The organism is Nocardia citri (assembly GCF_054065835.1).
Map to the genome: position 1 here is coordinate 54,853 of NZ_JBSUQM010000004.1, position 12,706 is coordinate 67,558.

Below are 12,706 nucleotides of genomic sequence, written 5' to 3' on the forward strand. Positions count from 1 at the left end.
CTCGCCAAATGCCGGCGAGCTCACTGGTTGGTGACAACTGGAGTTCCAAGAAAGTGCGCAGGATATCGCGCAGATCTGGAGGGAGCAGAGGATGGCGGCCATGAAGCCCCGCACCGGGGACGGTCCCCTCGAGGCAACCAAGGAAGGGCGTGGGATCGTGATGCGGGTTCCACTCGAGGGTGGCGGGCGTTTGGTCGTTGAGCTCACGCCGGATGAAGCGGCAGCGCTCGGTGACGAACTGAAGAGTGTCACCAGCTAATCCCACACTCGTCGATGTGGCCGGTCTGCTGGCCTGTCCGGAATGCGGCTCCGGAATGCAGTCGCGGGATCGGGCGTTGCGATGCGGACGCGGGCACAGTTTCGACATCGCCAAACAGGGTTACGTCAGTCTGTTGACCGGTGCGTCGACGAAAATGACCGGCGATACCTCGGCGATGCTGGACGCGCGTGCCGCGTTTCAGGTCGGAGGATTTTTCGCGCCGATCGCCGATGCGGTGGCGACGACCGTAGCCGCCGACGCGTTCGACGGTGCCGCGGTACTCGAGGTCGGTGCCGGAACCGGTTATTACCTGGCCGCGGTACTCGATGCCGTCGCGGCCGTCGGGATCGCATTGGATGTGGCCAAACCCGCGGCCCGCCGCTGCGCCCGCGCCCACCCGCGCGCCGCCTCGGTACTCGCCGACGCGTGGCGCGGACTGCCCATTCGCGACGGTGCGCTGCACCGAGTACTTTCGGTATTCGCGCCACGCAATCCGAGCGAGGTCGCCAGGGTCCTCACCGCCGAGGGCCGCTTCGTGGTGGCCACCCCCACTCCACGCCACCTCGCCGAACTGGTCGGCCCACTGGGCATGGTGACGGTCGACCCGGATAAGGACCGCCGACTCACCGACGCCATGTCCGGCCATTTCGACGCCACGGACCGGACCGTCGTCGAATACCCGATGAAACTGACCGACACCGATATCCGCAATGTCGTTGCGATGGGCCCGTCGGCCCACCACGCGACCGAGCACCTGGATGCCCTACCGGGCACGCTCGAGGTAACCGCCTCGGTCCAGATCTCGACCTACCGCCCGCACCCCTGACCCAGCGGCGGGCGGGGTCAGGATTTGCGGACCTGATCGTAGATCGCGACGGTTTGGGCGGCGATCTGGAGCCAGTCGAATTCGGCGATGGCGCGTTGGCGTCCGGCGGTGCCGAATTCGGCGGTGAGCACCGGATTACCGGCGACCTCGTTGACGGCCGCGGCCAGATCGTGCTCGTACTGCTGTGGCGAATTCGCGTCATAGTGCACCAAGCGGCCGGTCTGTCCGTCCACGACCACCTCGGGAATGCCGCCGACATCGGAGGCGACCACCGCGGTCGCACACGCCATGGCCTCGAGATTCACGATCCCGAGCGGTTCGTAGACCGACGGGCAGACGAACATGGTGGCCGCGGCCAGGATCTGACGGATCTGCTCGGTCGGCAACATTTCGCGCACCCAGAACACATTGCCGCGTGCCCTGGTGAGTTCGGTCACGGCCGCGGCCACCTCGGTTTCCAGCTCGCGGGTGTCCGGCGCGCCCGCGCACAGCACCAACTGGATCTCCGGATCGAATTCACGTGCGGCGGCGAGCAGATGCCCGACACCCTTCTGCCGGGTGATGCGACCGACGAAGGCCACTATCGGCCGGTCGGTGCGCACACCCAATTCGTCCAGGATGGTGCGGGATCCCCCGTCCGGCGGTCCCGGACGCCAGACGGCCGCGTCGATACCGTTGTGCACCACGTGCACCCGGTCCGGATCGATCGTCGGATAAGCGTCGAGCACATCGTGGCGCATGCCCTCGCTCACCGCGATGATCGCGTCGGCGTGTTCGACGGCATTGCGCTCCGACCAGGACGACAGGCGGTAGCCGCCGCCGAGCTGTTCGGCCTTCCACGGCCGCCGCGGCTCCAGCGAATGCGCGGTCAACACGTGCGGTATCCCATAGAGCGTTGCGGCCAGATGTCCGGCGAACCCGGTATACCAGGTATGCGAATGCACCACATCCACCTCACCCGCCGCATCGGCCATCCGCAGCTGGGCCGACAGCATCTGCATCGCGGCATTGGCGGCGTAGAGCATCGGATCCGGTTGGTGCACTACGGCATCCGTACGCGGCGCGCCCATGCAATGCACTGTCACTTCGCACAGCCGGCGCAACTGCGCAGTCAACTGCGTGACATGGACACCTGCCCCGCCGTACACCTCGGGGGGATATTCGCGCGTCAACATCGCAACGCGAAGCCGGTCGTGATCGCCGGCCCCCGCCCCCGCACCCCTGCCGCCCGTGCCGAAACTCACGGCTTCAAACTAGACGTTCACTTTGACATGGGCCACCTGTACGCGCGTCGCGCGGTAGTTTGGCAGGTGTGAGGAGCCAGCCGCACGTACTCGGGATCGTGCTCGCCGGTGGCGAGGGTAAGCGCCTGTTCCCCCTCACCGCGGATCGGGCCAAACCAGCTGTCCCCTTCGGGGGTGCCTATCGTCTGATCGACTTCGTACTCAGCAATCTCGTCAACGCGGGCTATCTGCGCCTGTGTGTGCTCACCCAGTACAAATCGCATTCACTGGACCGGCACATCTCGCAGACCTGGCGGCTATCCGGTTTCGCCGGTGAATACATCACACCGGTGCCCGCGCAGCAGCGGCTCGGTCCGCGCTGGTACACCGGCAGCGCCGATGCGATCATGCAGTCGCTCAACCTGATCTACGACGAGGATCCGGACTACATCGTGGTCTTCGGTGCCGACCATGTGTACCGGATGGATCCGGAGCAGATGGTCCAGCATCACATCGACTCCGGCGCGGGCGTCACGGTCGCGGGTATCCGGGTGCCGCGCAGCGAGGCGAATGCCTTCGGCTGCATCGATTCCGACGAGTCCGGGCGGATCACCCAATTCCTGGAGAAGCCCGCGCATCCGCCGGGCACACCCGACGATCCGAACGTCACCTTCGCATCGATGGGCAATTACGTTTTCACCACCAAGGTGCTGGTCGATTCGATCCGCGCAGATTCCGACAACTCCGATTCCGATCACGATATGGGCGGCGACATCATCCCGGCGCTGGTCGCCGCGGGCGAAGCCTCGGTCTACGACTTCGCCGACAACGAGGTGCCCGGCGCCACCGAACGCGACCGCGGCTACTGGCGTGATGTCGGCACCATCGATGCCTTCTACACAGCCCATATGGATCTCGTTTCGGTACATCCGGTCTTCAATCTCTACAACAAGCACTGGCCCATTCGCGGCGCGGCGGAGAACCTTCCGCCCGCCAAATTCGCGCAGGGCGGGCTCGCGCAGGAGTGCGTGGTCGGAGCCGGTTGCATCCTCTCGGCCGCGACGGTGCGCAATTCGGTACTCAGCTCCAACGTCATGGTCGACGACGGCGCGACCGTCGAAGGCAGTGTGCTCATGCCCGGCGTCCGGATCGGACGCGGCGCGGTGGTGCGGCGCGCGATTCTGGACAAGAACGTGGTCGTCGGCGAGGGCGAGATCATCGGTGTGGATCTGGATCGGGATCGGGATCGCTTCGCGGTCAGCAACGGCGGCGTGGTGACGGTCGGCAAGGGCGTGTGGGTCTAGCCGAAATCGCTACGGCGCATTCGTCGGACAGAACGGCGCGCACGCGCTGGGTGTTTTCGGCACCGTCGAGGTCGGCGACTCGTCGCCGAAATCCGCCGTGACGACCAATAGCATCAGGACAACGGCCAGACCGAGTACCAGTACGAACAGAATCGCGGATCGGCCCCAGTTGATCGGGCGATCTCGATCGTCGTCGCGAAACACGCTGAACCTCTCCCCGATGGTCGCCCCGGACACCCTCTACTCCTTGATACCCAGTCGGCGGCGGTTTCGCGCGAAATATTTCCGACGGTTATCGGGGGCCGGGTTCCGGTGGCGCGACGGTGACTGTGCAGAACGGTGCGCAGGGACCGGGAGTCGGCGGGACTTTTGTCCGCTCGGTGCCGAAATCGGTATTACTGACCCACAGCAGCACCACCACGGCCAGCATCATGATGAAAATCAGAAAGCCGAGTGCGAGCAGCAGACAACCAGCGCGTGCCCGTCCCTGTTTGATCGTGTGGCCGATATGGCCGATTTCCAGAATCTGCGATCCGCGCTCCCACACCATGGGCGTACCTTGCCGTCTTCGAACCTGGCATCAGCTCGAATACCCGTCCGGCGGCGGCGAAATCAGCACATGGCCGACGAAATCCACCCGCTCCCGACGTTTATGGACGGTTACTAGCCGCGCGATGCGCAGAGCAGACCGTCGCCGACCGGAATCAGCACACTGGTGAGTTCGGGATCCTCGGCGATCGCCCTGGTCGCGGCGCGCACCGCCTGGGTCGCCGGATCGCGCTGGGTCTGGTCCGGGACCCGGCCGCCGAGCAGCGCGTTGTGCAACAGGATCGCGCCGCCGGCCCGCAGCAGCCGTACCGCCTGGGCGACATATTGCGGATGCTCGAGCGGGGCCGCATCAATGAAGACCAGGTCATAGGCACCGTCGGCGAGCCGGGGCAGCACATCGAGGGCTCGGCCGTTGATCAATCGGGTACGCGCGGACGGGATCTCCGCGGTGCGGAATGCCTCTTTGGCCGCGCGCTGATGCTCGGGTTCGGAATCAATGGTGGTCAGGGTCCCGTCCTCGCGCATGCCATCCAGTAGCCACAGCCCGCTGATCCCCGCACCCGTCCCGACCTCTACCACCGCACGTGCGCCAAGCAGCTGGGCATACATGCCGAGTAGGGCACCGACCGAGGGTGGTACGGGTAACGCACCGAGTTCAGCGGCCCGCTCGCGCGCGCTGACGAGGACCTCGTCTTCCACGACGGATTCCTCCACGTAGGAGAGATTTCGCTCCAGATTCGATGCCACGCCTATGAATCTAGGCCACGAAGTAGCAAGTTTGGCTCATCGGTGAAGCGTTATCCCGTGGTCGAGCGATTAATTGTTTGTCGGGGGCCGGGGGCGGATTCTCAGGTGTCCCTCAGGATCTCCATACCCCCGACATATCGAGGCAAGAAAGAGTATGGGCAAGCAAGACCAGCCGACCAACACGGCCCGGGGATGCGGGAACAACGACATACCGTTCGTCTGTTGTAACCGTAAGTGACGATCCGAGACCCGGATCGTCAGCGGACTCATGGCCACGGTCCCGAGTAGGAGGTATCACCATCCACATGGACAGAGGGTCTTTTTCGGCGCTCCCGGTGCCCTCCGTTGTTTCGGACGCTACCGACTCTCACGCAGGTACGGCGCGCGAGTTCGCGAACCTGCCGGCACACGCTCTGCCGACCGAAGCGGCGCAAGTTCTTTCGATGGAGGCCGAAATGCAGGACGACGACGTCGCCGAAGTCGAGCTGACCGGCACTGCGGCCTTCGATGCGACGGGTGACCGTTCCGCGATGCCGTCCTGGGACGAATTGGTCCGCGAACACGCCGACCGGGTGTACCGGCTGGCCTATCGACTTTCCGGCGATGCTCAAGACGCCGATGATCTGACTCAGGAAACCTTCATCCGGGTATTCCGTTCGCTGTCGAATTACCAGCCGGGCACCTTCGAGGGCTGGCTGCACCGCATCACCACGAATCTGTTCCTGGACATGGTGCGCAGGCGCAATCGGATCCGGATGGAGGCGCTGCCCGAGGACTACGACCGGGTGCCCGCCGATGGCCCGAGCCCGGAGCAGGCCTATCACGACGCCCGCCTGGATCCCGACCTGCAATCCGCCTTGGATTCGCTGGCCCCGGAGTTCCGCGCGGCGGTCGTGCTCTGTGATATCGAGGGACTGTCCTACGAAGAGATCGGTGCGACCCTCGGTGTCAAGCTCGGCACCGTGCGCAGCCGCATCCACCGCGGCCGTCAGGCACTGCGCGACTACCTTGCGCATAATGGAAGTGAGCAGCGGTTCGCCGCTGACGCGAACCTGGGGTGATCCGGCGGGAGCCGAACCGCACCCGTCGGCCGATATCCGTTCGGTCGAGCGCAGGAGTGGATGATGTCGGTTGGAAGGGTGAGCACCGAATGAGTGGCGACGCCAGCACGTCAGGTCGTCCCCGTTTCCGTCCCACCGAGCATCTGGCCAGCGAGGCGATCGCGGCCTATGTGGACGGTGAACTGCGGATGAACGCCTATTTGCGTGCCGCCCAACATCTTTCCGTCTGCCCAGAATGCGCGGCGGAGGTCGATGCACAGCAGCAGGCGCGGATCGCGCTGCGCCGGGCTGGTCAGGTGTCGATTCCGACCGATCTGCACGACAGCCTCACCCGGATTCCGCTGGCCGAACTCCCGGGCGGCGCGACGAGCGCGGCGAGCCGGTCGCCCGCTGGAAGCCCCCGCAACGAGGCGGTTTTCGGATTTCTGACCGATTCGTTCACCGCGACCCGGTGGACAACCTGGTGGCGCAAGTAGAGTTTGCCGAGTGACCACCGAATCGACGAATTCCGGGCCGTCGGAATCACGGACATCCGCAGGCGAAACCTCCGATTCGTCGACCGGAGGGACGCTGAGACCTTCGGATGCGCCCGTACTCGGACCGCGCCCGGTCTATCGCCCCCATGTGGACAGTCACACAGCACGCGCGTTCCGTCGCCCCGTCGGCCAGCCCGGTTCATTCGGCGAGCAGCCGAAGTCGACCGGTTCCGGCGTCCCGCAGGTCGGCCCGGAACTGCACAACAGCCCGCCCGACGCGGTACTCGCCGAGGCATTCGGACGCCCTGAAGGCTCCACCGAACTTCTGCAGCGGGATCCCGACGCCGCTGACACCGGCGCACCGGTGGCCGGTCCGGCCGATCCGTGGCGCGATCCCGACGCCGCCGCCCGCCTCGGCGCACCCGCCGTCGCGACCCCGCGACCCGCACCGCTGCCGCACGCGCGCAAGCTCTCGGCCAGGGAGGTGCTCTTCGGGTCCCGGGTGGCACCCAAGGCGCTGGCCCTACTCGCCGCTGTCGCGCTGGCCATCGGTGTGCTCGGTGGACTCGTCGGCCGGTTGACCGCGGAAGCGACGTCGCCGTTGACCTCGCACAAGGTAACCCTCGCACAGTCCGGCGAGATCGAGCGCCCGCACGGCCTGATCGCCAAAGTGGCCAATGCGGTGCTGCCGGCGGTGGTCTCCATCCGCGTCACGGTCGGTGACAACGGCGCGACCGGTTCCGGCGTCGTGATCGACGGTGCGGGCTACATCGCGACCAATAATCACGTGATTTCGATGGCGGCACAGGACAAGTCGAACCGGGCCGCTATTCAGGTGACTTTCTCCGACGGCAGCCGGGTGCCCGCGAATATCGTCGGGCGCGATCCGAAGACCGATCTGGCGGTACTGAAGGTCGATGTGAAGAATCTCACTGTCGCAAATCTGGGCAAGTCCAAGGACGTCCAGGTCGGTGATGACGTGCTGGCGATCGGTTCGCCGCTCGGCCTGAGCAAGACCGTCACCTCTGGCATTGTCAGCGCGCTGCACCGGCCCGTCGCACTCTCCGGCGAGGGCAGCGATACCAAGGCCGTCATCGACGCGGTGCAGACCGACGCCTCGATCAACCCGGGTAACTCCGGTGGCGCACTGGTCGACATGGAGGGCCGGGTCATCGGCATCAATTCCGCGATCCGTAGCGAGACCGGCGGTTCGGTCGGCCTCGGCTTCGCGATTCCGGTGGATATGGTGACCGATATCGCGCAGACCCTGATTCACGACGGTCAGGTGCATCACCCGAAGATCGGGCTCAGCGCGCGCAGCAAGCAGGTCGCCAATGATGTGATGAGCGGCGCTGCCGTCGCCGACGTGGAACCCGGCGGACCGGCGGCCAAAGCCGGCATCGTCGAGAACGACGTCATCGTGAAGATCGGCGATCGCGAGGTTACCGGCCCGGATGAACTGGTGGTCGCCGTACAGCAGCGCCGGATCGGCGAGACGGTGAACGTGCGGTTGATCCGAGATGGCAGGCAGGTGGAGGTACCGGTCACGCTGGAATCGGACTGAGCCGCGGATGCAATCCCGAGCGGCTCGGCCAGGTCCGCCCAGGTAGCCTGGATTCGTGTTCAGCAACATCAGCTGGGGCGAGATGGTCATCCTCCTCGTCGCCGCCCTCGTGATCCTCGGCCCGGAGCGACTGCCCGGGGCGATTCGCTGGACCACGCAGAGCCTGCGCAAGGTACGCGACTACGCCAGCGGTGCGACCCAGCAGCTGCAGCAGGAACTCGGGCCCGAATTCGAGGACCTGCGTAAGCCGCTGGCCGATCTGAACGAACTGCGCCAGATGTCGCCGCGCCAGATGGTCACCAAACATCTTCTGAATGGCGACGATTCGGTTTTCCGCGAATTCGAGAAGGCGATCCCGGATAAGCAGGACCTGCTCGGCACCAGTAGCGGCATGCCGGACTACCCGATGCCCAAGCTCGAAAAGCCGTTGGAGCACAACGAACGTCCGCCGATCGATACCGACGCGACATAGCATCGCCCCGCGCCTTCGGTGGCGCGATGGGGGTCGGCCTCGCTTTTCGAGCCGTCGAGGACTGCCGCGCGGGTAGTCACCAAAACAGGAAATGTTCTTGTGCGTCAAGAAGACTAGACGCATCACGGTGTCGAGGTGTCTAGACTTCGCACATGTCGGCCGATGACGTGGCGCGCGTTTTCGCGATCGAAGATAAAGTCGAGCGACTCAAGGCGGCCACCGATGGGGTGGCTGCGGCCCAACAGACCATCAACGAACTGACCCGCATCCGTAGGGCGGTGATCAGGGAATTACATGCCGAGGGCTGGACTTTCGCCAGAATCGGTGCGGCGGCGGGACTTTCCCGCGCGCGCATCCACCAGGTGAGTACGCAGGGTCCCGCACCTGAAGGTCTGTTTTTCGGGCACGGTTCGCTCACCGTAGTCGCTCCGGAGGTTCGCGGTGGCCGAGTGCTCGGCGCACCGGATCCGAGTGCGGCGCAACGACTGGTGGAGCTACTGCGCGAACTCGGCTTCACGGCAACGATCGAACACTTCCTGCCGGGCCGACCCGTGGACCTGAACCGCGACGGACTGATCGTGCTCGGCGGACCCGAACTCTCCCCGAGCATTCGCCAGCTCATCGCGGCCGATCCGCGACTGCGGCGCACGGTGGCCCGGGCCGGGGATGCCCGGCGTGGCATCGAGGATCGGGCGGCCAGGCGGGTATACCGGCCGGGTGGTCCGGAACCGCACGATATCGCCTATGTCGCCCGCCTCCCGCGTCCCGACGGCCGCGGCACCGCCCTGATGATCGACGGCCTGCATCCGCCGGGCTCGCTCGGTGCAATCCGTTTGCTCGCAACCAGATTGGCCACGCTGCACGAACGCGCTGCCACCCATCTGTTTTCGGTGCTGGTCGCCGTCCGCTACGACCGGGCCACCGGCGAACCGGTCGATGCCGATCTGCTCACACCGGTATACCGGCACGACGCCGAGCCCAGATCGATCTCCAGCCTCAGACGCTGATTTTTCGACTGCCGGAAAACCTTTGGCAACCAAGGCGAGATGCGACCTTAGCGCGGCACCGCGAGATCGCGAGTGTCGTGAAACAGGGTGCCCGGTGGCCGAATTCGAATGCGGCAGGACAGGAGGGTGCGCGGCGGACAGCATTACCCGGCCGATCAGGACGGGCGAACCCCGGGCGCTCGGGCACCCGGGGTTCGTGGTGGCCGGTTCAGGCGGCGGCGCAGGCTGGGCGCAAGGTGTTCATCGGGGGGCGGTCGGCGAGGGAGACCTCCGTGCGGTGCGCGGTGAAGGCGTCTCCGATAAGGGGGAATTGGGTCAGGGCGGCGCCGGAATCCTGGACGCCGCTGCGGCCCAGTACGGTGCCGAGGATTTGGCGGCTCATTACGCCGAGGTCGGCGAGGGGGCGGTTGCGGTGGGTGCGGACGCCGAGGTTCACCTGGCCGATCGCGGACAGGCCGAGGCGGTCGTAGGTGTCGAGCAGGAGCCCGATCTCCACGCCGTAGCCGGGGGCGAACGGGACCGAGGTCAGCAGCTCGCGGGTGCCCGCGTATTCGCCGCCGAGTGGCTGCAGCACCTGCGACAGTTCCGGGCGCAGTGCGGCGAGCAACGGCCGGGCGACGAGTTCGGTGACGCGACCGCCGCCGTGCGCGTCTATGGCACCAGCCTGCCGCAGCGGCCTGCGGTAGTAGGCCTTGACCAGATGCATATCGTCGACGAGCAGCAGTGGGCCGAGCAGCTTCGGTACGAAGGCCGGATCCGGGTCGATCAAATCGGAGTCGACGAAGGCGATGACATCGCCGCTGGTCACCGCCAACGACCGCCACAGCACCTCGCCCTTGCCGGGCACTGGATCGAGTTCGGGGACGGCCTGCTCCCGACTGATCACCTCGGCGCCGGCGGCTAGCGCGCGTTCGGCGGTGGCGTCCGTGGATCCGGAATCGAGCACAATCAGCTCGTCGACCAGGGTGCCGAGCAGCGGTCGAATGCTGGCAACCACATCGGCGACGGTGTTCTCCTCGTTCAGTGCCGGCAGCACCACCGAAACGGTGCGTCCGCGCTTGGCGGCGATCAGTTCGTCGACCGTCCAGTCCGGGGTGTCCCAGCTATTCGTCGTCGTCCAGACGGGGCTGTTGTGGTGGTGGAAATTCATACCAGACCTCGCAGGGTTCGTGCGGGGGGCCGGATGCCCTGTATCGCGGCGATCATGTCCACGACGCGCCGGGTTTCGGCAACCTCGTGTACTCGGAAGACTCGGGCGCCGGCGGCCGCCGACCATGCTGTTGCTGCCAATGTGCCCTCCAACCGTTCGGATAGACCGACACCTAAAGTCTCCCCGATAAAATCCTTGTTGCTCAGCGCCATCAAGACTGGCCATCCGGTATTTACAAGAACGTCGATTCCCCGCAACAACTCGAGCCCGTGGTAAGTGTTTTTGCCGAAATCATGGGTCGGATCGATCAGAATCGAATCCTGCCGAACCCCGGCCGCGAGCGCATTTTCTGCGGCCTGTCGCACGGTTTGCGTGACTTCGGCCACCACGTCGGTATAACGCACCCGATGCGGACGGGTGCGCGGGACGGCCCCACCGGTATGGCTGCATACGATGCCGACGCCGCGGTCGACGGCCACATGCACCAGATCCGGATCGGCGCCCGCCCAGGTGTCATTGATCAGGTCCGCGCCGGCCGTGACGGCGGCTGCGGCCACCTCGGCCCGCCAGGTATCGATGCTGATCAATAGCTCCGGATACTTCTCCCGGATCGCCGCGACGAACGGGATCACCCGGCGGGTCTCTTCCGCCGCGTCGACCACAGTGCCCGGACCGGCCTTCACCCCGCCGACATCGACCAGATCGGTGCCCTCGTCGACGGCGCGCGCGACCGCGTCCATCGCCGCCGCGTCGGTGAAGGTGGCGCCCCGGTCGTAGAAGGAGTCGGGGGTGCGGTTCACGATGGCCATGACCAGCGCCCGATCCGTCGCCACCGGCCTGCCGCATAAGGTGGGCAGCGGCGCTGCGGTGGGGCTGAACATGCAACCGACTGTAGCTGCCCCGCTTCCCCGGTTACTTAGGCCATACAAGTAATTGCCACTCGGCTCGACTTCGATCCGGGCGGACCGACGCGATCTCGTTGTCAATTCTTGGGCGCGCGGGACGCGGCCACGTCGGCGGCGTATTCGTCATAGGCCGGGATATAGCCGTCGGCCCGGCCGGCGAGCACATACAGCTGGCTGTCGGCGTCGGGCGCGTAGCCCTGCTTGCGGAGTTCGACCTTGCGGCTCTTGAAGGTCGAGGTGTGCTCGAGTTCGGCGACGACCCGGATGTACAGCGGAACCGCATATCCGGGCAACCCGGAGTAGGCCAGTTCGGCGAGCGCGCGACCGTCGAATTCGGCGTCCGGGTACAGCATCACCGCCGCCATGCCCGCTTTGCCATCGGTACCAGGGATATCCACACCGAAAACAACCGCCTGCGAGAGCGCGTCGGATTCGGCGAGCACCCTCTCGACCTCGGTCGTGGCGACGTTCTCCCCCTTCCAGCGGAAGGTATCGCCGAGCCGATCGACGAAGGCGACGTGGTGCCAGCCCTGATCGCGGACCAGATCGCCGCCTTGGGCAGGCCAGTGGTACCGGAGGTGAAGATCAGGAATGCCCGCTCCTTCGCGCGGACCTGCGCGCAGCTCGGCGGATCGGCCGGGTCGGCGTCCTCGGCGATCTTGTGCAGATCCCGCGAAAAGACCACATCGCCAAGCGGTTCGGCGAGTGAGTCCAGCGCCGCCTGACATTCCTCGCCGACCACATTGAGCACGCTGTCGAGCAGTCCGAGACTGTGGGCAAGCACCCGGTCGCGCTGGTGATGGTTCAGCAGGCCCACTGTCGCACCGAGTTTCACGGTTGCCAGCACCACGAACAGGGTTTCCGGACGGTTGGTCATCAGCACGCCGACCACGTCACCGCGGCGCACGCCGTGGTCGGCCAGCACCCGCGCGTACCGGTTCACCTGCGCGTTGGTCGCGCCATAACTGAAGGTTTCGCCCTCGTATTTCAGGAACGGTCGGTCCGGATGCCGATGCGCGTTGCGTTGGAAGTACAGCCCGACCGAGGATTTGTCATCCGGCCCCACCCGCATGCCGAGCGCGCCGCGCAGCATGGACGGCGTATCCAATGCCATGAGCGGCAACCGCTTCGCGATATCGAATAGGCTGACCTTCGGTCGCGCT

The 12,706-nt window shown here is 65.9% G+C and carries 14 protein-coding genes and 1 pseudogene; 8 read left to right on the forward strand and 7 right to left on the reverse strand.

The features are described 5' to 3' along the window. Positions 1-91: 91 nt before the first annotated feature. Together ACW2Q0_RS08195 and ACW2Q0_RS08200 are read left to right on the forward strand one after the other, a co-directional pair. Positions 92-259 (forward strand): DUF3117 domain-containing protein, encoded by a 168-nt coding sequence (locus ACW2Q0_RS08195; protein ID WP_011211259.1) that lies wholly within the window; start codon positions 92-94, stop codon positions 257-259. Beyond that, positions 246-1,085, forward strand: coding sequence for a putative RNA methyltransferase (locus ACW2Q0_RS08200; protein WP_457187845.1), 840 nt, complete (start codon positions 246-248; stop codon positions 1,083-1,085). Before ACW2Q0_RS08195 ends, ACW2Q0_RS08200 begins: the two co-directional genes overlap by 14 nt. A gap of 17 nt (positions 1,086-1,102) precedes the next feature. Here the strand turns inward: ACW2Q0_RS08200 and glgA are convergent, their stop codons facing one another. Continuing rightward, entirely contained in the window at positions 1,103-2,260 is a 1,158-nt protein-coding gene (gene glgA, locus ACW2Q0_RS08205; RefSeq protein ID WP_457188293.1) for a glycogen synthase, read from the reverse strand. Between the two features lie 137 nt (positions 2,261-2,397). Here glgA and glgC point away from each other — a divergent pair, with 137 nt between their 5' ends. Continuing rightward, on the forward strand, positions 2,398-3,612 hold the full coding sequence (gene glgC, locus ACW2Q0_RS08210; RefSeq protein ID WP_457187847.1) for a glucose-1-phosphate adenylyltransferase: 1,215 nt from the start codon (positions 2,398-2,400) through the stop codon (positions 3,610-3,612). Between the two features lie 9 nt (positions 3,613-3,621). On the opposite strand, the gene ACW2Q0_RS08215 is transcribed toward glgC, so the two are convergent. From ACW2Q0_RS08215 to ACW2Q0_RS08225, 3 genes are all read right to left on the reverse strand, one after another. Continuing rightward, positions 3,622-3,849 (reverse strand): hypothetical protein, encoded by a 228-nt coding sequence (locus ACW2Q0_RS08215; RefSeq protein WP_457187849.1) that lies wholly within the window; start codon positions 3,847-3,849, stop codon positions 3,622-3,624. Between the two features lie 55 nt (positions 3,850-3,904). Continuing rightward, complete coding sequence (locus tag ACW2Q0_RS08220) at positions 3,905-4,162, reverse strand: hypothetical protein (RefSeq protein WP_457187851.1); 258 nt, start codon at positions 4,160-4,162, stop codon at positions 3,905-3,907. A gap of 113 nt (positions 4,163-4,275) precedes the next feature. Then, positions 4,276-4,908 carry an O-methyltransferase gene (locus tag ACW2Q0_RS08225; RefSeq protein WP_457187853.1) on the reverse strand — a complete coding sequence of 211 codons (633 nt, stop codon included), beginning with the start codon at positions 4,906-4,908 and terminating at the stop codon, positions 4,276-4,278. 443 nt (positions 4,909-5,351) lie between these two features. Here ACW2Q0_RS08225 and sigE point away from each other — a divergent pair, with 443 nt between their 5' ends. The 5 genes from sigE to ACW2Q0_RS08250 all read left to right on the forward strand — a co-directional run bounded on the left by sigE (position 5,352) and on the right by ACW2Q0_RS08250 (position 9,488). Beyond that, the gene (sigE, locus tag ACW2Q0_RS08230; RefSeq protein ID WP_457187855.1) at positions 5,352-5,969 is read left to right on the forward strand and encodes an RNA polymerase sigma factor SigE; all 618 of its coding nucleotides are present in this window, start codon (positions 5,352-5,354) and stop codon (positions 5,967-5,969) included. An 89-nt stretch (positions 5,970-6,058) separates the two neighbouring features. Beyond that, positions 6,059-6,445: a hypothetical protein gene (locus ACW2Q0_RS08235; RefSeq protein WP_457187857.1), complete on the forward strand. Its 387-nt coding sequence runs from the start codon at positions 6,059-6,061 to the stop codon at positions 6,443-6,445. Positions 6,446-6,455: 10 nt separating this feature from the next. Beyond that, the gene (locus ACW2Q0_RS08240; RefSeq protein WP_457187859.1) at positions 6,456-8,009 is read left to right on the forward strand and encodes a trypsin-like peptidase domain-containing protein; all 1,554 of its coding nucleotides are present in this window, start codon (positions 6,456-6,458) and stop codon (positions 8,007-8,009) included. A 55-nt stretch (positions 8,010-8,064) separates the two neighbouring features. Continuing rightward, positions 8,065-8,481, forward strand: a complete 417-nt coding sequence (tatB, locus tag ACW2Q0_RS08245) for a Sec-independent protein translocase protein TatB (RefSeq protein WP_457187861.1) — start codon at positions 8,065-8,067, stop codon at positions 8,479-8,481. Positions 8,482-8,633: 152 nt separating this feature from the next. Beyond that, positions 8,634-9,488, forward strand: a complete 855-nt coding sequence (locus ACW2Q0_RS08250) for a hypothetical protein (RefSeq protein ID WP_457187862.1) — start codon at positions 8,634-8,636, stop codon at positions 9,486-9,488. A 208-nt stretch (positions 9,489-9,696) separates the two neighbouring features. Here ACW2Q0_RS08250 and ACW2Q0_RS08255 read toward each other — a convergent pair whose 3' ends face one another. The 3 genes and pseudogenes from ACW2Q0_RS08255 to ACW2Q0_RS08265 all read right to left on the reverse strand — a co-directional run bounded on the left by ACW2Q0_RS08255 (position 9,697) and on the right by ACW2Q0_RS08265 (position 12,657). Then, positions 9,697-10,638: a glucosyl-3-phosphoglycerate synthase gene (locus ACW2Q0_RS08255; protein ID WP_457187864.1), complete on the reverse strand. Its 942-nt coding sequence runs from the start codon at positions 10,636-10,638 to the stop codon at positions 9,697-9,699. Then, complete coding sequence (folP, locus tag ACW2Q0_RS08260; RefSeq protein WP_457187866.1) at positions 10,635-11,519, reverse strand: dihydropteroate synthase; 885 nt, start codon at positions 11,517-11,519, stop codon at positions 10,635-10,637. The genes ACW2Q0_RS08255 and folP overlap by 4 nt, the downstream gene beginning before the upstream one ends. A 101-nt stretch (positions 11,520-11,620) precedes the next feature. Beyond that, positions 11,621-12,657: pseudogene (locus tag ACW2Q0_RS08265) on the reverse strand (AMP-binding protein). Positions 12,658-12,706 lie beyond the last annotated feature (49 nt).